The sequence below is a fragment of the Streptomyces sp. MRC013 genome (assembly GCF_023614235.1).
Lineage (GTDB): Bacteria > Actinomycetota > Actinomycetes > Streptomycetales > Streptomycetaceae > Streptomyces.
Genome location: NZ_CP094264.1, coordinates 306,897 through 328,396 on the forward strand (window position 1 = coordinate 306,897; position 21,500 = coordinate 328,396).

At 76.0% G+C, this 21,500-nt stretch carries 18 protein-coding genes and 2 pseudogenes; 7 read left to right on the forward strand and 13 right to left on the reverse strand.

Going from position 1 to position 21,500, the window contains the following annotated elements; genetic code table 11:
* Positions 1-108: 108 nt before the first annotated feature.
* Both LUW75_RS01415 and LUW75_RS01420 read right to left on the reverse strand, forming a co-directional pair.
* Positions 109-933, reverse strand: a complete 825-nt coding sequence (locus tag LUW75_RS01415) for a TIGR02452 family protein (RefSeq protein WP_250333990.1) — start codon at positions 931-933, stop codon at positions 109-111.
* Between the two features lie 538 nt (positions 934-1,471).
* A complete protein-coding gene (locus LUW75_RS01420; RefSeq protein ID WP_250333991.1) occupies positions 1,472-2,422 on the reverse strand; it encodes a helix-turn-helix domain-containing protein in 951 nt (316 codons plus the stop codon).
* 71 nt (positions 2,423-2,493) lie between these two features.
* On the opposite strand from LUW75_RS01420, the gene LUW75_RS01425 reads away from it, so the two are divergent.
* A complete protein-coding gene (locus LUW75_RS01425) occupies positions 2,494-3,120 on the forward strand; it encodes a DJ-1/PfpI family protein (protein ID WP_250333992.1) in 627 nt (208 codons plus the stop codon).
* A gap of 203 nt (positions 3,121-3,323) precedes the next feature.
* Here LUW75_RS01425 and LUW75_RS01430 read toward each other — a convergent pair whose 3' ends face one another.
* Complete coding sequence (locus LUW75_RS01430; protein WP_250333993.1) at positions 3,324-4,202, reverse strand: lysophospholipid acyltransferase family protein; 879 nt, start codon at positions 4,200-4,202, stop codon at positions 3,324-3,326.
* On the reverse strand, positions 4,202-4,984 hold the full coding sequence (locus LUW75_RS01435; protein ID WP_250333994.1) for a GNAT family N-acetyltransferase: 783 nt from the start codon (positions 4,982-4,984) through the stop codon (positions 4,202-4,204). Before LUW75_RS01435 ends, LUW75_RS01430 begins: the two co-directional genes overlap by 1 nt.
* A gap of 468 nt (positions 4,985-5,452) precedes the next feature.
* Here LUW75_RS01435 and LUW75_RS01440 point away from each other — a divergent pair, with 468 nt between their 5' ends.
* Positions 5,453-5,683 carry a dodecin gene (locus tag LUW75_RS01440; RefSeq protein ID WP_250333995.1) on the forward strand — a complete coding sequence of 77 codons (231 nt, stop codon included), beginning with the start codon at positions 5,453-5,455 and terminating at the stop codon, positions 5,681-5,683.
* A gap of 295 nt (positions 5,684-5,978) precedes the next feature.
* Here the strand turns inward: LUW75_RS01440 and LUW75_RS01445 are convergent, their stop codons facing one another.
* From LUW75_RS01445 to LUW75_RS01460, 4 genes are all read right to left on the reverse strand, one after another.
* A complete protein-coding gene (locus LUW75_RS01445; protein WP_250333996.1) occupies positions 5,979-6,467 on the reverse strand; it encodes a phosphatase domain-containing protein in 489 nt (162 codons plus the stop codon).
* A 113-nt stretch (positions 6,468-6,580) separates the two neighbouring features.
* The gene (locus LUW75_RS01450; RefSeq protein WP_250333997.1) at positions 6,581-7,327 is read right to left on the reverse strand and encodes a succinate dehydrogenase/fumarate reductase iron-sulfur subunit; all 747 of its coding nucleotides are present in this window, start codon (positions 7,325-7,327) and stop codon (positions 6,581-6,583) included.
* Complete coding sequence (locus LUW75_RS01455) at positions 7,324-9,270, reverse strand: fumarate reductase/succinate dehydrogenase flavoprotein subunit (RefSeq protein ID WP_250333998.1); 1,947 nt, start codon at positions 9,268-9,270, stop codon at positions 7,324-7,326. Before LUW75_RS01455 ends, LUW75_RS01450 begins: the two co-directional genes overlap by 4 nt.
* A gap of 1 nt (position 9,271) precedes the next feature.
* The gene (locus LUW75_RS01460; RefSeq protein WP_349816384.1) at positions 9,272-10,003 is read right to left on the reverse strand and encodes a succinate dehydrogenase cytochrome b subunit; all 732 of its coding nucleotides are present in this window, start codon (positions 10,001-10,003) and stop codon (positions 9,272-9,274) included.
* Between the two features lie 96 nt (positions 10,004-10,099).
* Here LUW75_RS01460 and LUW75_RS01465 point away from each other — a divergent pair, with 96 nt between their 5' ends.
* Positions 10,100-10,987 (forward strand): LysR family transcriptional regulator, encoded by an 888-nt coding sequence (locus LUW75_RS01465; RefSeq protein ID WP_250334000.1) that lies wholly within the window; start codon positions 10,100-10,102, stop codon positions 10,985-10,987.
* 13 nt (positions 10,988-11,000) lie between these two features.
* Here the strand turns inward: LUW75_RS01465 and LUW75_RS01470 are convergent.
* Positions 11,001-13,168 (reverse strand): annotated as a pseudogene (locus tag LUW75_RS01470) (putative bifunctional diguanylate cyclase/phosphodiesterase).
* The gene (locus LUW75_RS01475) at positions 13,165-13,977 is read right to left on the reverse strand and encodes an SAM-dependent methyltransferase (protein ID WP_250334001.1); all 813 of its coding nucleotides are present in this window, start codon (positions 13,975-13,977) and stop codon (positions 13,165-13,167) included. Before LUW75_RS01475 ends, LUW75_RS01470 begins: the two are co-directional and overlap by 4 nt.
* A 963-nt stretch (positions 13,978-14,940) precedes the next feature.
* On the opposite strand from LUW75_RS01475, the gene LUW75_RS01480 reads away from it, so the two are divergent.
* The gene (locus tag LUW75_RS01480; protein ID WP_250334002.1) at positions 14,941-15,462 is read left to right on the forward strand and encodes a hypothetical protein; all 522 of its coding nucleotides are present in this window, start codon (positions 14,941-14,943) and stop codon (positions 15,460-15,462) included.
* Positions 15,463-15,570: 108 nt separating this feature from the next.
* Here LUW75_RS01480 and LUW75_RS01485 read toward each other — a convergent pair whose 3' ends face one another.
* Positions 15,571-16,056: a hypothetical protein gene (locus LUW75_RS01485; RefSeq protein WP_250334003.1), complete on the reverse strand. Its 486-nt coding sequence runs from the start codon at positions 16,054-16,056 to the stop codon at positions 15,571-15,573.
* A gap of 311 nt (positions 16,057-16,367) precedes the next feature.
* On the opposite strand from LUW75_RS01485, the gene LUW75_RS01490 reads away from it, so the two are divergent.
* A complete protein-coding gene (locus LUW75_RS01490; RefSeq protein ID WP_250334004.1) occupies positions 16,368-17,045 on the forward strand; it encodes a class F sortase in 678 nt (225 codons plus the stop codon).
* A 66-nt stretch (positions 17,046-17,111) separates the two neighbouring features.
* Here the strand turns inward: LUW75_RS01490 and LUW75_RS01495 are convergent.
* A pseudogene (locus LUW75_RS01495) lies at positions 17,112-17,986 on the reverse strand (polysaccharide deacetylase family protein).
* Between the two features lie 94 nt (positions 17,987-18,080).
* Entirely contained in the window at positions 18,081-19,268 is a 1,188-nt protein-coding gene (locus LUW75_RS01500) for a CapA family protein (RefSeq protein ID WP_250334005.1), read from the reverse strand.
* Positions 19,269-19,719: 451 nt separating this feature from the next.
* Between LUW75_RS01500 and LUW75_RS01505 the strand changes: the two genes are divergently transcribed.
* Both LUW75_RS01505 and LUW75_RS01510 read left to right on the forward strand, forming a co-directional pair.
* A complete protein-coding gene (locus LUW75_RS01505) occupies positions 19,720-20,115 on the forward strand; it encodes a hypothetical protein (RefSeq protein ID WP_349816385.1) in 396 nt (131 codons plus the stop codon).
* Positions 20,116-20,297: 182 nt separating this feature from the next.
* Positions 20,298-21,398 (forward strand): carboxylate-amine ligase, encoded by a 1,101-nt coding sequence (locus LUW75_RS01510; protein ID WP_250334006.1) that lies wholly within the window; start codon positions 20,298-20,300, stop codon positions 21,396-21,398.
* The last annotated feature ends 102 nt before the right edge of the window (positions 21,399-21,500 follow it).

Consider the following 21,500-nt stretch of genomic DNA (forward strand, 5'->3'; position numbering starts at 1 on the left):
ACGCGGCGCCCCGCGCACCTCGGAGGGGTGCCGCGCGCCGGCCGGAATGCCGGCGGCCCGGGCCGGGTACGGCGGGCCGCGGACGGCCCCGGGACGGCCCCGCAGGCCCTACGCCGCCGCGAACGCCGCACGGAACGCGGCCGTCGTCCGCCCCTCCCGCGTCCGGTCCAGCACCCCGAAGACGACCTCGTCGAAGTGGCCGGCGAACCGGCCCTCCCCGGTGAGCAGCGCCCGGAAGGCGCCCGCCACGTCGGCCGGGTCGTTGCGGAAGACGCCGCAGCCCCAGGCGCCCAGCACCAGGCGCCGGTAGCCGTGGGCGACGGCCGTCTCCAGGACGCGCTCGGCACGCGACGCCAGGACGGCCGGTACGCGGACGGCCCGCTCGGGCGTACGGGCGCGGATGACGCCCGCGTTGGGGGCGGGCGAGGTCAGGAAGCCCACCGCGTACGGGCGGTCCAGGAGCCCGCCGCGGTCGTCGCGGAAGACCGGCACGCCCGGCGAGTGGATGACCCGGTCCGTGTAGAACGGGTCGCGGTCGGCGCGGTGGTGCTCGTAGTACCCGGGGGCGCGCAGCAGGGTGGCGTGGAGGGCGGAGGCGCGGCACAGCGCCTCCTCCTGGGCCTGGGCGCCGTTCAGGTAGCCGCCGCCGGGATTGCGGGCGGAGGCGAAGTTGAGGACGGCGACCGGCTCGCCGGGGACGCCGTCGGTGAGGCGCCGGGCGGCCTGCGTGCTGGACTCCCCGGTGACCTCGATCCGGGTGGCCCGGCCGGTGCCCGGGGTGGCGGGGACGGGATCGGGGCCGTGCAGGGTGGTGCCGGCGAGGGCCCGGGCGACCGCTTCGGCGATGCGGACCTCGCCGCCGGGGGCTCGGTACCGGCCCGCCGAGACGATCTCCTCGGTCTGCCGCGCGATCTCGCGTAGACGTGCGCTCACGTCCGCCATCGTCGTGATCACGCCGGGGCGCCGCAACGGGTTTGCCCGGCGCGCGCCGTCCGCGGAGGCGCCTCGTACGGGTTCGCGGCGACGGCTCGAGCGGGCCGGCGGCTCGGTGGACGGCGGGGCGGCGGGACGGCGGCCCCGGGCGGGACGGGGCGCCGTCCGCGGCCTCCTCCGGCGGGCGAGCGAGGTGGATGCGGTCCGTCCGAGGCCGATCCCGCGGACCGTTCCCACCAGCGGGAGCGAACCGACCTGCGGAACGCCCTGACGGCCGTCCGTCCCGACGCGGACACGCGGGTGCGGCCCCTTCGAGATCAGGTTCCGGCAGGACTCCGTCCGTCCCGACGCGGACACGCGGGTGCGGCACGATCCCCTTCATTCGTCTGAGGGGCGCGGCGTCCCCGACGGCGGTCAGGGCCCCGGGCAGGTCCCGTCGTCCCGGGCCGGACCCGCTTCGCGCCGCCCGGTCGGTCACCGGCCGGTCGGCTGCGTGGAAGCGCGGGGTCGGGGGCGTCCGGAGGCCGGGCGGGGCCGGTCACCGGAATTGCCGGCGGTAGGTCGAGGGGCTGACGCCCATGACGCCCCGGAAATGGTGGCGGAATCCCGCGGTGGTCAGACCCACGCGGCCGGCCACCTCCTCGACGGAGCAGTCCGCCGTTTCCAGCAGCTCGGCGCCGGCGCGCACCCGCTGTCGGATGAGCCAGCGCCCCGGCGGCGATCCGACCGCGTCGGCGAAGCGGCGCTCGAACTGCCGCACCGACAGGTGCGCGACACCGGCCAGCTCGTCGACGGGGAGCCGCCGGTGCAGGTTGTCCAGCGCGTACCGCATCGCGCCGCTGATCGGATCGTCGGACGGCGCTCTGCCCACCGGGTGCTCCGCGAACTGGGCCTGGCCGCCCTCGCGGTGTGCGGCCACGACCATGCGGCGGGCCACGCGCGCGGCGACGTCGGCGCCGTGGTCGTTGCGGATGAGGTGCAGGCAGACGTCGATGCCCGCAGCGGTGCCGGCGCCGGTGACGACGGTTCCGCTGTCGACGTAGAGCACCGACGCGTCGACCTTCACGTGCGGGTACCGTTCCTGCAGCGGACGGGCGTACCGCCAGTGCGTGGTCGCCTCCCTGCCGTCCAGCAGCCCGGCCGCGGCCAGCACGAACGCGCCGGTGCAGACGGACACCACACGCGCTCCTCTCCCGTGTGCCCCCCGTAGCGCGTCCAGGACCGCCGGGGAGGCCCGGCGGCGCACGTCCGCGACCGCCGGGACGATGACGGTGTCGGCGTACCGGAGCCGGTCCAGGCCGTGGTGGACCACGATGTCGAAGCCGCCCACGATCCGGTGGGGTCCGGGTGTCTCGGCGCACAGCTCGAACCGGTACCACCACTCCACGTCCAGCTCCGGCCGGGGGATCGCGAACGCCTCCGCGACCGTGGCCAGCTCGAACACGGGCATCCCGTCGAACGCGAGGCAGGCGACTCGATGGTGGCGCACGGCGGGATCCTAGCGACGCATGTCGTTTCCGGCGCTTTCGGGCGGGGTCGGCGCAGCGGGATCCTCGCCGTATGCGCGTAACCACCACCGCCCCGTCCCCGCTGACGTTCGGGATGCTCGTCTTCGACGAGGTCGAGGTCCTCGACATGGCGGGCCCCTTCGAGGTCTTCAGCACCGCGGGCCGGCTGGCCCGGACCGCCGACGACGAGCCCCTGCTGAAGGGGCTGACGATCGCGGCGACCGACCGCCCGGTCCGCTGCCGCGGGGGACTCAGGGTCGTGGCGGACCACACCCTCGACGAGGACCCGCCCTTCGACGTGCTGGTGATCCCCGGCGGCGTCACCGCGGCGGTCGAGACGGACAGGGGCGTCATCGACTGGCTGGCCCGCCGCCAACGAACCTCCAGGCTGACCCTCACCGTCTGCACCGGGGTCTTCCTGCTGGCCTCCACCGGGGCCCTGGACGGCCGCCCGGCCACCACCCACTGGGAGGACCGGGAGGAGCTGGCCCGCCGCTGGCCGGACGTCCGGGTGCGCACCGGCGCCCGATGGGTCGACGACGGCGACATCGTCACCTCGGCCGGGATCAGCGCGGGCATCGACGCCAGCCTGCACATCGTGAGCCGGCTCTTCGACGACCGGCTCGCCCACCACACCGCCGCCCAGATGGAATACGCCTGGACGAGGACGCCGCGCTGAACGGCCGGCCACCCGCCGGCCGCGTCCCGGCCCCAGGGCAACGCACCCGGCGGCACGACGAGGCGGTGCCGGTCGCGCCCGTCGGCCGTGTCGGGAGCCGGCCGCGCAGGGGCCGCCGCGCCGACGGGCGGGGTTCCCGGAGCCGGGCCCGGCGGTGCCCTTCGCGGCGGGCGGAGGCGGGCGGAGGCGGCGGCGGAGTTCCGTCAGGGGGGCGTCGAGGCGGAGCCGGCGGCCGCCGGGACGGAGCCGTCGCGGCGGTGGAGGGGCGGACGGAGGCGGTTCGCGCCGTCGGCCGGGCGCGGAACCTCCGTCCCGGCGACCGCCGCCCGGGCGGCGCGGGCGAGGGCCCGGCGGTCGGGGTGGGCGCCGTGCCGGACCTGCGGGAGGAGCCGGATCTCGGCGGTGAGCCGCCCGGCCTTGGCCACCCTCCACAGCGACGCGCCCAGCGGGTCGTCGCCGACGAACGCGGCGGGTCCCAGGGGCCGGTAGGCGATCCGCACGGGCTGGACGGGGGCACCGGCGTCGAGGGCGGCCTGGAAGGCCGCCGGGCGGAACGCGCCGTGGGCCCGGCCGCACCAGGTGGAGCCCTCGGGGAAGACCACCACGCGGTGCCCGGCGGCGAGGGTGCGGGCGAGGGAGCGGACCGCGCCCGGCAGGGCGCGCAGGCGGTCGCGGTCGAGGAAGAGGGTGCCGCCGAGGGTGGCGAGCGGGCCGAGCAGCGGCCAGTGGCGCACCTCCCGCTTGGCGACCATCCGGCCGGGCAGGACGGCCGCGACGAGGGGGACGTCGAGCCAGGACACGTGGTTGGCGACGACGAGGAGCGGACCGGACGGGGGCGGGTGGCCGGTGACGCGGACCCGGACGCCGAAGGCGCGCAGGACGGCCCGGCACCACAGGCGGGTCAGCAGGTGGCGGGCGGCCGGGGCGAGCGGCGCGGTGAGCGGGGCGAGGGCCACCCCGGCGAGGACCGCGGCGACCCCGGCGGCGAGGCGCAGGGCCGCGCGGAAGGGGCCGGCCGCCGGACGGGCGGGGGTGGCGCACCGCTCGGGGGTGCAGGGGGCGGACGGCAGCCAGACGCTCATCACTCCGCGCCGAGGGAGAGGAAGTGGCGCAGGTAGCGGGGGTTGGTGCGGCGCAGCGACAGCAGGACGTACAGGTCGGCGACGCCGAAGTCCGGGTCGTGGGCGGGTGCGCCGCACACCCAGGCGCCGAGGCGGAGGTAGCCGCGCAGCAGCGGCGGGAGCTCGGTGCGGGTGGCGGGCCTGGTGATGCCGTCGGGGGACCACAGGCGGCGCGGGGTGACCCAGTACTCCTCCGGGGCGAGGTGCTTGGCCTTGACGGCGTCCCAGGTGGCGGCGGCGAGGGTGCCGCCGTCGGCGAGCGGCAGGGAGCAGCAGCCGGCGAGCCAGTTGTGGCCGGTGCGGGCCATGTACCGGGCGATGCCGGCCCAGATGAGGGAGATGACGGCGCCGTTGCGGTGCGCGGGGTGCACGCAGGAGCGGCCGACTTCGACGAGGTCGCCGCGGAGGGGGGCGAGGCGGGTGAGGTCGAACTCGCCGTCCGAGTAGAGACGCCCGGCCACGCCCGCCCGATCGGGCGGGAGGAGGCGGTAGGTGCCGACGACCTCGCCGGTGGCCTCCTCCCGCACCAGGAGGTGGTCGCAGTAGGCGTCGAAGGCGTCGCTGTCGAGGCCGGGTTCCGGACCGTCGAGGCGCGCGCCCAGTTCGCCGGCGAAGACGAGGTGCCGCAGGCGCTGCGCGGCCCGTACGTCCTCCTGCTCGCGGGCGAGGGAGACCCGGTACGGGAGGGCGGGTGCCGGGGCGGGAGGGGCGGTGGTGACCGGGGCCGGGGTCGTGAGGGACATGGTGGCTCCTTGGCCGGGCGGCGAGGGCGGCCGCGGGGGGTGCGGTGGCCCGTACCCCTACTTGTGCCGTCGTCGCCTGGCCTCGGTGTGACCGTTCGGCGGAGCGGGGATGTGCGGCGGTTGAATGCCCGGTTCGCCGCCCGCCGCGCCCCGGGCGCTCGGGTCGGGGCGGCCGGGGCGGGAGGGGCGGCCGGGACACGGCGGAAGGGGCGGGCGCGAGGGGGCGGGCGCGAGGGGGCGGGCGCGAGGGGGCGGGCGCGAGGGGGCGGGCGCTCCCTCCCGCGGACCCGCCCCTTCCCGCCTTCGGTGCGGAGGGGCGGGTCCGCACGCGGCCGGGGGGCCGCTCCGGTGCGTGTCGGGGCGTGCCGTGCCCGGTGCGCTCCGCCTCGCGGTCCCGGGCGGCCTGGGGCACCGTGGAGAGGACGCGTCAGCGGGCGCGTGCGCACCACCGGCGACGAGGAGACCGCCATGTCACACCACACGTATCGCGTCACGGAGATCGTGGGCACCTCGCACACGGGGGTGGACGAGGCGATCCGCAACGGGATCGCCCGGGCCGCGCAGACGCTCCACAACCTGGACTGGTTCGAGGTGACGCAGGTCCGGGGGCATCTGGAGGAGGGGGAAGTGGCGCACTACCAGGTGGGACTGAAGGTGGGCTTCCGGCTCGACGGACCGGACGTCGGCGACGGGACCTGAACCGGTCCCGGCACCGTGCGGTACGGGGGCCGGGCGCGCCGGGGCGTCCGCGGCCGGGACGGGTTCCCGGCGGGGCCGGACAACCGTGGGGGGCCGGATACCGGTGGCGGGGCGCCGAGTGTCCCCCGACGGGGCCCGCCGTCCTCGGGAGGCCGGGCGCCGGCGGCCGGACCCGGGCACCCCGGCGGGGACCCGCCGCCCGCACGGGGCCGAGGTGCCGGCGGCCGGGACCGGGCACCTCCGGCAGGGCTGCCGCCTGCGGGAAGCCGGGGGCGCGCGACGGGGCCGGGCACCGTCAGGTGCGGCCCTCCGTCTCCTGTGCCCGGCGCAGCGCCCGGGACCCGAGTGCCCAGTCGGCGCGCACGACGTGGAAGCCCGCTTCCGCGGCGGCCTCGCACACCAGCTCGTCGTCGTCGACGAGCATGCGCACCTCCCGGTCCCGGGCAATACGGCGCAGCACCTCCAGTTTGGTCAGCCGGGCGGGCCGCCGGTCGTCGTCGCGGCGCATGTGGAGGCGTCCGGCGGGCAGGCCGTGTGCCGCGAGCCAGTCGAGGCTGTCCCGCCGGCAGCGCTCGGGACGCCCGGTCAGGTAGCGGATCTCGCACTGTCGCGCCGCCTCCAGGCACAGGGCGACCCCGGGCGGGAGGGGCGGGTCCTGCGGGGCGGCGCCGAAGAAGGCCTCCCAGTCGCGCGGCCTGCGCTCCAGGAAGTGCTGTCGGTGCCGTGCGTCGGAGAGGGTGTTGTCCAGGTCGAACACGGCCAGGGGTCTGCTGTCGCTCGTCACGTCGCCAGCGTAGGGAATCCCCCCGGTCCGCGGGCGGTCCGCTCCCGGTCCCCTCCCGCTCCGCGGCGGCGGCGCACCCGGTCCGGTGCGCGCGGTCCGCCGCGGGCGGGCCCTCACGCCGTCCGGCGCCGCGCGGCCCGCAGCCACTCGCGGTTCATGGCCGAGATGGACGGCAGCGGGATGCCCTTCGGGCACGCCGTGGCGCACTCCCCGGCCAGCGTGCAGCCGCCGAAGCCCTCGGCGTCCATCTGCGCGACCATGTCCAGCACCCGGCTCTCCCGCTCGGGCGCGCCCTGCGGCAGGACGTTCAGGTGGTTGACCTTCGCCGAGGTGAAGAGCATCGCCGAGCCGTTGGGGCAGGCCGCGACGCAGGCGCCGCAGCCGATGCACTCGGCGTGCTCGAAGGCGTAGTCCGCGTCCGCCTTGGGGACGGGCGTGGCGTGCGCCTCGGGGGCGGAGCCGGTCGGGGCGCTGACGTACCCGCCGGCCTGGATGATCCGGTCGAGCGCCGACCGGTCGACGACGAGGTCCTTGACGACGGGGAAGGCGGCGGCCCGCCAGGGCTCGACGTCGATCGTGTCCCCGTCCCGGAAGGAGCGCATGTGGAGCTGGCAGGCGGTGGTGCGCTCCGGTCCGTGGGCGTCGCCGTTGATGACGAGGCTGCACGCCCCGCAGATGCCCTCGCGGCAGTCGTGGTCGAAGGCGACGGGTTCCCCGCCGCGCAGGATCAGCTCCTCGTTGAGGGTGTCGAGCATCTCCAGGAACGACATGTCCGGGGAGACGCCGTCGACTTCGTACGTGGCCATGGTGCCGGGGGCGTCGGCGTTCTTCTGGCGCCAGACGCGCAGGGTGAGCCTCATGCGTAGCTCCGCTGGGTGGGGTGGACGTACTCGAAGACGAGGTCTTCCTTGTGGAGGACGGGCGCCCGGCCCGCCCCGGTGAACTCCCAGGCCGCGACGTACGAGAAGGCGTCGTCCTTCCGGGCCGCCTCGCCGTCCGGGGTCTGGGACTCCTCGCGGAAGTGGCCGCCGCACGACTCGGTGCGGTGCAGGGCGTCGAGGCACATCAGCTCGGCGAGTTCGAGATAGTCGACGATCCGGTTGGCCTTCTCCAAGGACTGGTTCAGCTCGCCGCCGCCGGGGACCCTGACGCGCCGCCAGAACTCCTCCCGGATCCGCGGGATCCGGTCGAGCGCCTCGCGCAGGCCCCGGTCGGAGCGGGCCATGCCGCAGTGGTCCCACATCAGCTCGCCGAGCTCCCGGTGGAAGGAGTCCGGGGTGCGGTCGCCGTCCGCGGCGAGCAGCCGGCGCAGCCGGTCCCCCGTCTCCCGTACGGCGGCGACGGCGGCCGGGTGGGCGTCGTCGACGTCGTCGACGTGCGGATTGCGGGCCAGGTAGTCGTTGAGGGTGGACGGCAGGACGAAGTAGCCGTCCGCGAGGCCCTGCATCAGCGCGGAGGCGCCGAGCCGGTTGGCGCCGTGGTCGGAGAAGTTCGCCTCGCCGATCGCGAACAGGCCGGGGACGGTGGTCTGCAGGTCGTAGTCGACCCACAGGCCGCCCATCGTGTAGTGCACGGCGGGGTAGATCCGCATGGGGACCTCGTACGGATCCTCCGCGGTGATCCGCTCGTACATGTCGAAGAGGTTGCCGTACTTCTCCTCGACCTTCCCCCGGCCCATGCGCCGGACGGCGTCGGCGAAGTCCAGGTACACCCCCTGGCCGCCGGGGCCCACTCCCCTGCCCTCGTCGCAGACGTTCTTCGCGGCGCGGGAGGCGATGTCGCGCGGGACGAGGTTGCCGAACGAGGGGTAGATCCGCTCCAGGTAGTAGTCGCGCTCCTCCTCGGGGATCTCGTTCGGCGGCCGGGTGTCGCCCCGGGCCCCGGGGACCCAGATGCGGCCGTCGTTGCGGAGCGACTCGCTCATCAGCGTCAGCTTCGACTGGTGGTCGCCGGTGCGCGGGATGCAGGTGGGGTGGATCTGGGTGAAGCAGGGGTTGGCGAAGTACGCGCCGCGGCGGTGGGCCCGCCAGATCGCGGTCGCGTTGGAGTTCACGGCGTTGGTCGACAGGTGGAAGACGTTGCCGTAGCCGCCGGTCGCCAGGACCACCGCGTCCGCGAAGTGGGTGGTGATCTCGCCGGTGACCAGGTTCCGGGCGACGATGCCGCGGGCCCGCCCGTCGACCACGACGAGGTCGAGCATCTCGGTGCGCGGGTGCATCTCGACGTTGCCGGCGGCGATCTGCCGCGACAGCGCCTGGTACGCGCCGAGGAGCAGCTGCTGGCCCGTCTGGCCGCGGGCGTAGAAGGTGCGGGAGACCTGGACGCCGCCGAAGGAGCGGGTGTCGAGGAGGCCGCCGTACTCGCGGGCGAAGGGGACTCCCTGGGCGACGCACTGGTCGATGATCTGGACGGAGATCTCCGCCAGGCGGTGGACGTTGGACTCGCGCGCCCGGAAGTCGCCGCCCTTGACCGTGTCGTAGAAGAGGCGGCGGACGGAGTCGCCGTCGTTGCGGTAGTTCTTGGCGGCGTTGATGCCGCCCTGCGCGGCGATGGAGTGGGCGCGGCGCGGGGAGTCCTGGTAACAGAACTGGACGACGCGGTAGCCCTGTTCGGCGAGGGTCGCGCCGGCGGAGCCGCCGGCGAGGCCGGTGCCGACGACGATGACGGTGTGCTTGCGGCGGTTGGCCGGGTTGACCAGCCTCGCCTCGAAGCGGCGGGTGTCCCAGCGCTCGGCGACGGGCCCGCCGGGGGCCCTGGTGTCGGCGACGGGCCCGCCGGTCGTGTAGGAGGTGTAGGCGTTCATGTCAGCTCACGACTCCGGTCATGACGGCGACGGGTACGGCGGCGAAGCCCGCCGTGAGGGCCAGGGCGAGCGTGTTGGCGACGGCCTTCAGCGCGCGGTCGCGGCGGGCGCTGCCGACGCCGAGGGTCTGGGCTGCGCTCCAGAAGCCGTGCCGGACGTGCAGGCCGACCGCGAGCACGGCGACGAGGTAGACGGCGTTGCCGTACCAGGTGGAGAAGGTCGCGACGACGTTCTCGTACGGGTGTCCCGGCTGGGCGTTCCCGTTGACGGTGAGGGTCGTCAGGTCGAGCAGGTGCCAGACGACGAACAGGGCGATGATCACACCGCCCCACCGCATGGTGCGGGTCGCGTAGCCCGCTCGCCGGCGCTTGTGGACGTAGGGGACGGGGCGGGCCCCGCGGTCGAGCCGGCTGAGCCGGTACGCCGACACGCCGTGGGCGGTCACGGCGGCGAGGAGGCCCACCCGCACGATCCACAGGCCCCAGCCGTGGTGGAGGACCGGGGCGCCCATAGTGCGCAGCCAGTGGGCGTAGGCGTTGAACTCGTCGGGACCGAGGAAGACCTTGAGGTTGCCGACGACGTGGGCGACGAGGTAGGCGAGGAGGACCAGGCCGCTGACGGCCATGACCGCCTTCATCCCGACGGTCGATCCGAGGAAGGTGCGCCGGGGAGGGCGGCGGGGGGAGGGTCGCCGGCCCGTCCCCGAAGGATGCGTCCGCGATGCCAGAGCCATGGGCCCGACGCTACGAGCGGACGCCGTCAGAGGTCCAAGACATGGTCCGGCTGATCTCGATAGGCACGCCCTATCGTCCTCCCCTATGCTGGTCCCGTGCAGTTCCAGCAGCTCGTGTACTTCGTGGCGGTCGCGGAGACGCGGCACTTCACCCGGGCCGCCGAGCGGGTCCACGTGTCCCAGCCGTCGCTGTCGCAGCAGATCCGGGCGCTGGAGAAGGAGCTGGGCGCCGAGCTGTTCAGCCGGGCGCGCGGCAACGTCGCGCTGACGGACGCCGGCGAGGCGCTGCTGCCGCTGGCCCGGCGGATCCTGGCCGACGCGGACACGGCGCGGTGCGAGGTGCAGGAGCTGGCCCGGCTGCGGCGGGGGCGGGTGCGGCTGGGGGCGACGCCGAGCCTGTGCACCGGGCTGCTGCCCGAGGTGCTGCGGTCCTTCCACGACCTGTACCCGGGGATCAGGCTGTTCGTCGAGGAGGGCGGTTCCCGCGACCTCGTGCGGGAACTGGCGCGCGAGGCGCTCGACCTCGCCCTGGTGGTGCTGCCGCTGCCGTCGCCGTCGCCCGCGCTGACGACGGTGGAACTGCTCCGGGAGGACCTGGTGGTGGTGTCCGCCGCGACGGACCCGGCGCCGCGGCGGCCGGTGCGGATCGCCGACCTGGAGGGACGTCCCATGGTGATGTTCCGGCACGGGTACGACCTGCGTGAGCTGACGGTCGCGGCGTGCCGGGCGGAGGGGTTCGAGCCCTCCTTCGCGGTCGAGGGCGGCGAGATGGACGCGGTCCTCGGGTTCGTGCGGGCCGGGCTGGGCGTGGCGGTCGTGCCGAGCATGGTGGCGGCGCGGGCGGGGCGGGACCTGCGGGTCACGGCGCTCGCGCCGCCGGGGCTGCGGCGGACCGTCGCGCTGGCGCACCGGAGCGACGTCGCGCCGCCGCGCGCGGCCCGCGAACTGCAGCGGGTGCTGCTGCGGACGGCCGCCGGGGGCTGAGCGGCCGGGTCCGCTACACCGCGTCGGCGAGGAGCAGCGCGTGGATGCGGTCCGGGGCGCCGGGGCGGGCGTAGTACCAGCCCTGGGCGGTGTCGCAGCCCAGGGCGCGCAGCTGCTCGGCCTGGACCGCGGTCTCCACCCCTCGACGGTGACGGCGAGGTCCAGGCCGTGGGCCAGGGAGACGATGCCCTCCACGATCTTCGTGTCGACCGGGTCGGCCGGGTGCTGCTGCATCCCGCGGGTGAAGGAGCGGTCGAGCTTCAGGACGCTCACCGGGAGGCGGCGCAGGTTGGCGAGGTTCGAGTAGCCCGTCCCGAAGTCGTCGAGCGCGATGTCGACCCCCATCTCGGCGACCTGCCGCAGCGGCTTGAGGAGGTCGTCGTCGGCGCCGATCAGGGCCGATTCGGTCACCTCCAGGCACAGGGCGCCCGGGGGGAGGCCGGAGCGCTCCAGGACGTCGGTGATGTCGCCGACCAGGCCCGGGTGGTGCAGCTGGGTGGGCGACAGGTTGACGTTGATGCGCAGCGGGCCGCCGTCGGCGTGGCGGTGCTCCCAGAACCCGGCCTGCCGGACCGCCTCCTCCAGCACCCAGCGGCCGAGCGGCACGATGAGGCCGGTGTGCTCGGCGAGCGGGATGAACCGGTCGGGGCCGAGCACCCCGTGCTGCGGGTGGCACCAGCGCACCAGGGCCTCCGCGCCGTGCACGGTGCCGTCCCCGAGGTGGACGAGCGGCTGGTACTCGATGAAGAACTCGCCGCGGTCCAGGGCGGCGGGCAGCGCGGTCGTCAGCCCGTGCCGGGTGATGACGCGGGCGTCGGCCTCCGGGTCGGCCCGCTCGTACCGGTTGCCGCCCGCGGACTTGGCCCGGTACATGGTGATGTCGGCGCTGCGCAGCACGTCCGCCGGCCCGTGCTCGCCGGCGCGGCCCTCGACGATGCCGACGCTGCCGCGGACGGTGATCTGGCGCCCGTCCAGGCTGATCGGGACGGAGAGGGCGCCCAGGATGCGGCCGGCGAGCTCCTCGGCGTCCCGCGCGGTGACGTCGGGGCCGGTGGTGAGGGCGACGAACTCGTCGCCGCCGAGCCGCGCGACCATCTCGCCGGGCGCGGTCGCGCAGGACTCCAGGCGGTCGGCGACCTCCGCCAGGAGTCGGTCGCCCGCGGCGTGGCCCAGGCTGTCGTTGATGGCCTTGAAGCCGTCGAGGTCGAGGTAGCAGAGGCCGAAGCGGGTGTCCCCGCCGGCCGAGAGGGCCTTCTCCAGGCGTTCGGAGAACAGGCTGCGGTTGGGCAGCCCGGTCAGCGCGTCGTGGGTGGCCTCGTAGCGCAGGCGCAGGTTCAGCAGCCGCCGCTCGGTGGTGTCCTCCAGAAGGGCGAGCTGGTACTGGGGGCGGCCCTCGGGGTCGCGGAGGAGGGAGACCGTCAGGTTGGTCCACAGGACGGTGCCGTCGGAGCGGTAGAACGGCTTCTCCACGCGGAAGTGGTCGCGTTCGCCGCGCACCAGTTCCCCGTACAGGTTCCAGACGTGCGGGGCGTCCTCGGGGTGGACCCACTCGGTGACCCTGCGGCCGCGGACGACCTGCTCCAGGCCGCCGAACATCCGGGTGAGGGCGCCGTTGACCTCCAGGACGTTGCCGTCGAGGTCGGCGATGCCTATGCCGATGGCCGCGTCCTCGAAGACGGCCCGGAAGCGGACCTCCGTGGCGTGCAGGGCCTGTTCGGCGAAGGCCCGGGCGGCGAGCGCGGACCGGGCGATGGCCTCCTGCTCGCTGAGGGTCCGCTCGCGCAGCGCCCGGGCGAACCCGGCGGCCAGGGCGTGCTGGAGGCGGGCGCAGCGGGCCCGCAGGTCGTCGACCGGCGTGTCGGCGCCGGTCCCGCAGTACAGCACCAGGTAGGAGTCGACGACGCCGAGGGTGCGGCTCAGGGCGTCCGGGTCCGTGCAGTGCGCGGCGACCAGGGCGGCGCCCACCGACTGGGCGGGGGCCACGTCGAAGGGCCTGGCGCGCAGGGCGGCGCTGAGCCGCCGCGCGAGCGGCAGCAGGTACTGCTCGAACTCGGTGCGGGTCATCGACGTGGCCGTGACCGGGAAGATGGCCCGGCTCCATATCGTCGCGAACCGCTGGAGTCTGTCCTCCAGGTCGTCGGGGTCCGCCGCGGAGCCCGACGCCTGCGCCAGCGTGCTCACCCCTTGCGCCCCACCCCGGCGAAGCCCGAGAAGGCGTAGGGGTCCTCCTGCTCGGGTGGGGTGTCGGGCCGCCAGTACGGCATCGCCACGAGGCCGGGGTCGAGCATCTCGCAGCCGTCGAAGAACCGGGCGACCTCGTCGCGGGAGCGCATCACCAGCGGGTTGCGGATGTCGCGGTAGACGCCGACGGCGCCGTCGGCCTGCTCCGGGGAGGCGGGGACGCCCTCGAGCGAGGCGTAGGTGAGGATGACGAGACTGCCCGGCGCCAGGGCGTCGCGGAGTTCGGCGACCGCCTCGTGGGGGCGGTCGGAGTCCTCCAGGAAGTGCAGGACGGAGACGAGCAGCAGCGCCACGGGCCGGTCCAGGTCGAGGAGCCGGGCCACCTCGGGGCTGTGGAGGATGTCCTGCGGCTTGCGGAGGTCGGCGGCGACGACCGCGGCGCGCTCGTTCCCCTCGAGCACGGCCTTGCTGTGGGCGACGGCGACCGGGTCGTGGTCGACGTACACGACCCGCGCCGAGGGGTCGGCCTGCTGGGCGATCTCGTGGACGTTGCCGAACGTCGGGATGCCGGAGCCCACGTCGAGGAACTGCGTGACGCCCTCGCCGACGGCGTGGCGTACGGCGCGGCGCATGAACGCCCGGTTGGCCTGCATGATCTTGGGCAGGCCCGGGAGGAACTCCATGGCCCTGCGGGCGGCTTCGCGGTCGACCTCGAAGTTGTGGGAACCGCCCAGGTAATAGTCGTATATACGGGACACGCTCGGCACCGACAGGTCGATGCCCGGCGGAGCCCAGGCGGGACGGTCCATCAAATCTCCAACAGTCGCCGTGGTGTTCGGTCTTGGTGGTGGCCGGTGTTCGAGCCGAGGCTACTGATCGCCCGCCGGGAGAGCGAGAGCAAACGGAAAAATGCGGTCCGTTCTTGGTCACAGACCGTCGACACTCGCGCGTCACCGACGACGGCCCGTCGATTCTCCGGCGAGAGGAAGAGGAGGGTCGTTTTCGAGCCGAAAACGATTTCGGCACCACCGATTTGAGTGTTCCAGCCGGTTCTCCACCGGAATGCGTGGTGCGCGGGCCGCCGTCGGCGTCCCGGCCCCCTCACCTCGCCGGCGACCGCTCCCGGCGGGGCGAGGAGGGCGCCTTCCGGAAGCGTGCGCCACCTCGGGGGCGCCTCCGGGGCAGGGCGCGCCCCCGGCCGCTTCCCCGGCGCCCCCGGCCCCCGGCAACCCTGCGGAGCGGGCGGAGTCCCTGGCGGACGGGTGGAGCCGGTCCGCCGCGACGGCGGCGCCCCGTCGGGTGCGGGGCCCGCGGACGGGCCGGAGGCGCGTTCCGGGGGCCCTCTCCCTCGCCTGTGGGGACCCGCCCCCCGCGTCCGACGGGGAGCCGGAGGGGGCAAGCGCGCCGGAATGGCTCATTCTCGCCCTTGCGGCGACCGTCGCGGATGCAGTCTCACCGTCTGGACGCCGTACACGGGGACGCGCGCGGGGCGTGTGCGGGGGTGCACGCGGGGAGGGCGGCCCGCCTGGTCGCGCACCGCCCCGGCGGCGCGCGGCCGGGGCGAAGGGGGGGTGGCGTCCCTGCACCGCTTTCCGCGCCGCGGCGACCGGGCGGGACACGGATGCGGGCCGTCCGGGTGAGTGGATGCCCCATTCGCCCGCCCGGGGTCGCGGGTGTGGTAGTGCGCTCCTAGCGTTCCGGTCGTAGAGGGTCATGTCACACCTTCGCGGAAGCCCGTTCCGCACTGCCCCTCGGACCGGAGGAGTCATTCCATGCGTGCGACAGGTGCCGCTTTCGCCGCTCTGCTCGGAGCGGCGGCTCTCGCCCTCACCGCCCCTCCCGCGGGCGCGGTGGATCCGTTCGTCGTCTCCCCCACGACCGTCAACCCGGGCGGCCGCGTCGCGCTGTCCGCCCCCGGCTGCTCGGGCACCGCCATGGCCTCGTCGGACGTCTTCGACACCGTGACCGTCCCGGCGGGCGGCTCGGCCACGGCCACCGTCGACTGGGACGCCCGGCGGGGCGCGGTCTACACGGTGTCCTTCACCTGCGCCGGCGGTTCCCCCGGGTCGGTGCGGCTGACCATCGCACCCGCGAGGACCGGCTCGACCGCGGTACCGACCGTGACCCGGACGGCCACCGTCACGACCGCGCCCTCGGGCGTCCGGGGCGGCCTGGGCGGCAGCGTCGGCACGTGGAACGCCGGCGAGCTGGCCGCGGGCGGGGCGCTGGTCGCCGCGGCGACCGCGGGCGCGGTCCACCTGGTGCGTCGCAGGGCCGCGAACCACCGCCACTGAACCCCCGGCGCCACCGGACCCCCGGCGCCGCGGCCACGCCCGTCGCCCCGGGTCCCCGCGGGGACCCGGGGCGACGGGCGTACTCGGCCGACCGGGAGGTTCGGCCGGTCAGGCCTTTCCGCTCCCCGGGCGGCGACGGCGGCTGACGAAGACGGCACCGCCCAGGGCCGCGGTGCCGACCAGCGACGCCCCGACGGCCATCTCGGTGGAGCTGGGCGCGAGGGAGCCGCCCAGGCCCCCCTCCGTGCCGCGGCCGCGGATGACGGTGAAGGACGCGGTGGCGACCCGCGGGCTGTCGCTGCACTTGACCGCGAGGTTGTAGGTGCCGGGCGTGGCGTGGTCGTAGATCCGCGGCGTGGCGGCGGAGTGGCCCGACGCGTTGACCGTGAGGGCCGTCTTGGGGAAGGCGTTGGACGAGACGGTGCCGCCGTGGCCGCACCCCATGGCGCTGACCGCCAGGCTGCCGCCCTGGTGCACCCGGGTCGGGGAGACCGTGACGTTCGTCGGACCTTTGGTGGCGTGGGCGAGCGGGGCCGTGAACCCGATCGCCGCACAGGCGGTGGCGGCCACCGCGAGGGCGCGTGAAGCACGCATCGTTGAACCTCCAGCGGAAGACGCCCCAAAGCGGTGCTCCGGGAGATCGACGGATGCGCCTTCCACGACGTACCCTCACCCGGCAACCGGAACCCTGCACTCCGGTCGTGCGCCACCCCGGTGAGGCGGCACGCCCGGACGGCCGACCGGCCCTCTGACGGATCCGCAGGTCACGGCCGGTCAGGCGGCCGTCGTCGATGACCCGGACGGGCCATCACCCGTGTGCCGCGCCGCCACCCGTTCGCCTCTCCCCGATCGCCGGGTCCGCGGACCGCGCCTACCGTGCGCGAGGAGGCCACGAAGGGAGAGGCATGGGCCTGGAGCGCAGAGGCATCGGGGACCGCAGTGCCTGGGACGTGATCAGGGGACGCCAGCCGTGGGGGGCGCTGGCGCTCGTCATGCTCACCGGTCTCGCCATGATGCGGAACGGGGCCGACGCGTCGTCCGGACCGCCCCAGCCGGTCGGCGCGGTGTCGGCGGAGCGGGGGCGCACCGCGGCCGCGCCGACGCCGTCCGCGGGGCTGCGCCCGCTGGCGTACGCGCCCGCGTCCCGGGTGCGGATCGAGGCGCTGAAGGTGGACGCGCCGGTCATCGACGTGGGCCTGGACGGGGAGGGCTGGATCAGCGCGCCCCCGCCGCAGGACCCCAACCTCGCCGGCTGGTACCAGAACGGCATCTCGCCGGGGCAGTCCGGGACCTCGGTCATCGTCGGGCACGTCGACAACGAGTCGGGGCCCGCGGTCTTCTACTCGCTGGGCACCCTCAAGCCGGGCGACCGGGTGGAGGTGACCCGGTACGACGGCCGCGTGGCCGTCTTCCAGGTGTACGGCGTCGAGGTGTACGCGAAGGAGGACTTCCCCGGCGTACGCGTCTACGGGGACACCGGCCACCCCGAGCTGCGGGTCATCACCTGCGGCGGCGAGTACTCGCGGGCCGGCGGCTACGACGGCAACGTGGTGGTCTTCGCCCGGCTGGTCGCCACCCGCTGAGCGCCTCCCCGCCCCGCCCCCGCCACGTCGTGGCGGGGGCGGGGCGGGCGGCGCCCGCGGCACGCGTCACCGGCGCGGCACGGTGAGGTGGTACCCCTGGTCGAGCAGCCTCGGCAGGTAGGTCCGCAGGGCGCGCACGGTCTGCGAGCGGTCGCCGCCCGCGTCGTGGGAGAGCACGACGACGCCGGGCGCGGCGCCGTCCAGGACGCGCCGCACGATGGTCGCCTCGCCGGGCTCCTGCCAGTCGAGGGTGTCGACGGTCCAGGCGAGCGGCTCCATGCCGAGTTCGGCGCCGATCTCGAAGGAGAGGCGGTTCCAGGCGCCGTACGGGGCGCGGTACCACAGGGGGCGGAGCCGACCGACCGCTCGATCACCTCGCTGGTCGTGCCGAGCTCGTCGCGGATGCGGGAGGGCGGCAGCCTCGGGATCAGCGGGTGCGACCAGGAGTGGTTGCCCACGACGTGCCCGTCGTCGGCCATCTCCCGCAGCAGGTCGGGGTGGAGGGCGGCCATCTCGCCGCAGACGAAGAACACGGCCCGCACCCCGTAGTGGCGCAGGGTGCCCAGGACGGCCGGGGTGTAGCGGGGGTCGGGCCCGTCGTCGAAGGTGAGGACCATCGTGTGGCCCGCGCCGGACACCCGCAGGAACGGCCGCTGCCGCACCGGCGGCAGGGCGCGGCGGAAGCGGGGCGGGGCGTGGCGGGTCATGGGCTGGAGCCGGTACGAGGCGGGGGCCCCGGGCAGGTACGGGGTGAGGGGCCCGCCGGGGGCGGGGGCCGGGGGGCGCGGCACGCGCGGCGGGGACGGGCGCGCGGGCGGCGCGGCGGGGCCGGGCGGCCCCGTCCGCTCCAGGCCGAAGAGACCGACGGCGGTGGTGGCCCCGAGCGCGGCGGCGATGCGCAGCACCATCCGCCGACCGGAAGGCATCTGGTCGTTTTTCATGACCAATGCTCCGCATGGGCGATCCGCGGATGGGGGTGCGACACCGGGCGCGCGGGACGAAAGCACCCGTTGGGAGGAGTGGCCGGGCGGCCGGTCAAGGGGCCCGTACGAGGCCCTGGGCGGCCGCGCCGCGGCTGAGGACGACATCGGTGATGCGGTCCCGCACGGGGGCGAGCGCGGTGTCGCCGGACGCGACGGCGGCGTTCAGGTCGACGACGCGGTTGGCGGCGGTGTCGAACCACTGCGGGACGAACTCGGCGCGGGTGACCTCCCAGCGGCCGCCGGGGACGCGCGGCGGGCCGAAGGTGAAGCGGGCGATGGTCCCCTCGTTGCCGCGCGGGTCGTGGGCGCCGGAGTGGTCGACCATGGGCCCGGCGACCTGGTCGCCCATGCCGTAGACGATCCAGGTGCCGTTGACCTTCTCGTACGCCTGGGGCACGTGGGCGTGGGTGCCGAGGAGGAGGTCGACGTCGGGGCGGCCGTCGGTGGCGGAGGCGGTGAGGGAGCGGCCGAGGCCGATCTGCTGCCGGTCGGGCTCGGTCTGCCACTCGGTGCCCCAGTGGAGGCTGACCACGACCACGTCGGCGCCGGCCTCGCGGGCGGCCCGGGCGTCGCTGAGGATGCGGCTCTCGTCGATGAGGTTGACCGACCAGGGCCGGTCGGCGGGGACGGGGATGCCGTTCGTCCCGTAGGTGTAGGCGAGGTGGGCGACCCGGGCGCCGCCGGCCTCCAGCAGGGTGGGGGTGGTGGCCTCCTCGGCGGTGCGGGCGGATCCGGCGTGCTCGACACCGGCCCGGTCGAGGTGGTCGAGGGTGCGGCGGATGCCCTCGGGGCCGGCGTCGAGGGTGTGGTTGGAGGCGGTGGAGCAGGAGTCGTAGCCGGTGGCGCGCAGGGCGTCGGCGACCTGGGGCGGGGACTGGAAGGACGGGTAGCCGGTGAAGGGTCCGCCGTCCTCGCCGTACACCGTCTCCATGTGGCAGATGGCCAGGTCGGCGGCGGAGACCACGGGGGCGACCCCGGCGAACATGGGCCGGAAGTCGTGTCCGGCGCCGTTCGCGTCGGCGCGGGCGGCCCGGATGACCGAGGCGTGCGGGAGGACGTCGCCGGTGGCGACGAGGGTGAAGGGCCTGACCGCGGAGGCCGCGCGGCCGCCGGCGGACGGGGCGGGGGGCGCGGGGGCCGAGCGGGAGGAGGCGGTGCAGGCGGCCGCGGTGGCGCCGAGCAGGGCGGTGACGGCGAGGGCCGCCCGGCGGGTCGCGCGTCGCGTCGTCCGGTGGGGCATGGGGGGCTCCCTGGTCCGGGGCGGGTGGGGACTCTCCGAATCCACCACCCCGGACGCCTTGCGGCCGGTACGCGAACGGCTCGGACACGGCGGATTCGCCGGTTCGGCCCCCTGTCCGCGCGCCGGCCGCCCGGCACTCCCCGCCGCCCGCCGCGCGACGGGCGGCCCGCCGCCCGGGCGCGCCCGCCCCCGGGGCCCACCGGGCACGTTCCTCTCCGGCAGACGGCGGCGCGGAGGGGACGTGTGCGGAACCGCACCGTCGGGTTGCGCGGAGGGCGGCCTTCCGCCGCGCCTCCGGTGGGGGTTCGTCGTCTAGGGTGCGTGGCCGAGTCACACACGGGGAGAAACGTCCGGGAGAGGGTGGGAGCGTTGCGGCCCGACAGCACGAACGGCACCGGCGGGGGCGGCCTGGCCGTCCCGATGGACTGGCTGTGCGCCGAGTACCTGGCCGATGAGCTGCTGCGCGGGGGGCGGGCTGGTCGGGACCGGCTCCCCGGAGTACGTGGCGGGCCGCCGGACGCTCGCGTTGACGATCTACCTCGGCGACGGCGCGGGGCCGCAGGAGCGCTGGGAGGAGTGGCTGCACCGCACCTCGTACGGCCACCCCTGGCCGGAGTGGGTGCGGGAGCGGCTGGCCTCGCGACGCGAGGGCGGGGACGGGCCCGGGGTGGCCCTCGCCCGGGAGACCTGGCGGCTCCTGGAGGAGACCCGGGTGCTCGCGGCGGACCTGGGCGCGCTGTCGGCGCCCCCGGCGGCCGGGACCGCGGTGGACGAGTCGGCGCGGGTGTGGCTGCCCTCGTGGCGGCTGGGCCTGCCCCTCGGCCACCTGTCGCTCCACCTGCGCTGAGCCGGAGGAGCCCGGCGGGCCGCGGGACGGGCCGCCGGAGCGACGGGGCGGGCCGCCGGAAGGACCGGAACGCGCCGTTGCCGACGGCGACCGCGCCGGTCATCCTGTGAGGGGCCGCCGGCTGCCCGCCGGCGCCGCGCCGGGCACGTGTCCGTACGGCTGGGGCGGGAGTGGTGGTCCTGATGGTCGCGGTACCCGTGGCTCGCGAGGTGACTCTCGGCGTCGAGGAGGAATTCCTCCTGCTCGACGCGGTCGACGGCAGCCCGGTGGGGGGTGGCGGCGACGTCCTGCACGCCGACCGGGAGCACCGCCGGCCGGACGGCGGGGCGGGGCCGGGGTTCCAGCGCGAGTTGCTGTCGACGATGGTGGAGACGGCGACCGGCGTGTGCACCGACCTGGCGGGGCTGCGCGCGGAACTGACCGCGGCCCGGGCCCGGCTGGGCCGGGCGGCCCGCGAGGCCGGGCTCCGCCCGCTCGCCAGCGGTACGGCGCCGATGGCCGCGCCGGTCCGCGCCGTCACCCCGACGCGGCACTACCGGCAGATGGCCCGGCTGTACGGGCGGCTCACCGACGAGACCGAGACCTGCGGCTGCCACGTCCACGTCGGCGTGCCCGACCGGGAGTCCGCCGTGGCCGCCGTCAACCACCTGCGGCCCTGGCTGCCGGTCCTGCTCGCGCTGTCCGCCAACTCCCCGTACCACCAGGGGGCGGACACCGGTCACGCGAGCTGGCGCGCGCTCGTCCTGTCCCGGTGGCCGACCCACCAGATCCCGCCCCGCTTCGCGTCCGCCGCGCAGTACGACCGGACGGTCGCCGCCCTGCGCCGTACGGGTGTGCTGCCGTCCCGCGCGGCCAACGCGTACTGGTTCGCGCGCCCTTCGCACCACCTGCCGACCGTCGAGGTGCGGATCGCGGACGTCACGCCCAGCGTGGACGAGGCGGTGCTCCAGGCCGGTCTCACCCGCGCCCTGGTGACCACCGCGCTCGGGGCCGCCGCACGGGGCCGTCCCGCGCCGCGGCTGCCCGACCACGCGGCGGCCGCCGCCCTGTGGACCGCGGCCCGGTACGGGGTGCGCGGCCCCGCCCTGCACCCGGTGACCGGCGACCGCGTCCCGGCGGCCGAGGCCGTGCGGGCCCTGCTCGACCGGGTGCGCCCGGCGCTGGAGGCGAGCGGCGACGAGGCGGAGGTGCGGGAACTGGCCGAGCGGGTGCTGGCCCACGGCACGGGCGCCGACCGGCAGCGCCGCCGCACGGCCCCGAGCGCGCCGCGGACGGTGCCGTAGGGTGCCCGCCGGGTCGGACCGCGGCGGTGGCCGGGGACCGGGAGGCGCCCCCCCCGCGCCCGCATCGGCTCCGTCCGCCCCGCCGTGCCGGCCGGCGCCGGC

Coding starts and splice junctions, on each gene's coding strand:
- LUW75_RS01425 (WP_250333992.1), top strand. CDS start 2,494: ATGCGCGTAACCACCACCGCCCCGTCCCCGCTGACGTTCGGGATGCTC.
- LUW75_RS01430 (WP_250333993.1), bottom strand. CDS start 4,202: ATGAGCGTCTGGCTGCCGTCCGCCCCCTGCACCCCCGAGCGGTGCGCC.
- LUW75_RS01435 (WP_250333994.1), bottom strand. CDS start 4,984: ATGTCCCTCACGACCCCGGCCCCGGTCACCACCGCCCCTCCCGCCCCG.
- LUW75_RS01440 (WP_250333995.1), top strand. CDS start 5,453: ATGTCACACCACACGTATCGCGTCACGGAGATCGTGGGCACCTCGCAC.
- LUW75_RS01450 (WP_250333997.1), bottom strand. CDS start 7,327: ATGAGGCTCACCCTGCGCGTCTGGCGCCAGAAGAACGCCGACGCCCCC.
- LUW75_RS01455 (WP_250333998.1), bottom strand. CDS start 9,270: ATGAACGCCTACACCTCCTACACGACCGGCGGGCCCGTCGCCGACACC.
- LUW75_RS01460 (WP_349816384.1), bottom strand. CDS start 10,003: ATGGCTCTGGCATCGCGGACGCATCCTTCGGGGACGGGCCGGCGACCC.
- LUW75_RS01475 (WP_250334001.1), bottom strand. CDS start 13,977: ATGGACCGTCCCGCCTGGGCTCCGCCGGGCATCGACCTGTCGGTGCCG.
- LUW75_RS01480 (WP_250334002.1), top strand. CDS start 14,941: ATGCGTGCGACAGGTGCCGCTTTCGCCGCTCTGCTCGGAGCGGCGGCT.
- LUW75_RS01485 (WP_250334003.1), bottom strand. CDS start 16,056: ATGCGTGCTTCACGCGCCCTCGCGGTGGCCGCCACCGCCTGTGCGGCG.
- LUW75_RS01490 (WP_250334004.1), top strand. CDS start 16,368: ATGGGCCTGGAGCGCAGAGGCATCGGGGACCGCAGTGCCTGGGACGTG.
- LUW75_RS01500 (WP_250334005.1), bottom strand. CDS start 19,268: ATGCCCCACCGGACGACGCGACGCGCGACCCGCCGGGCGGCCCTCGCC.
- LUW75_RS01505 (WP_349816385.1), top strand. CDS start 19,720: ATGAGCTGCTGCGCGGGGGGCGGGCTGGTCGGGACCGGCTCCCCGGAG.
- LUW75_RS01510 (WP_250334006.1), top strand. CDS start 20,298: ATGGTCGCGGTACCCGTGGCTCGCGAGGTGACTCTCGGCGTCGAGGAG.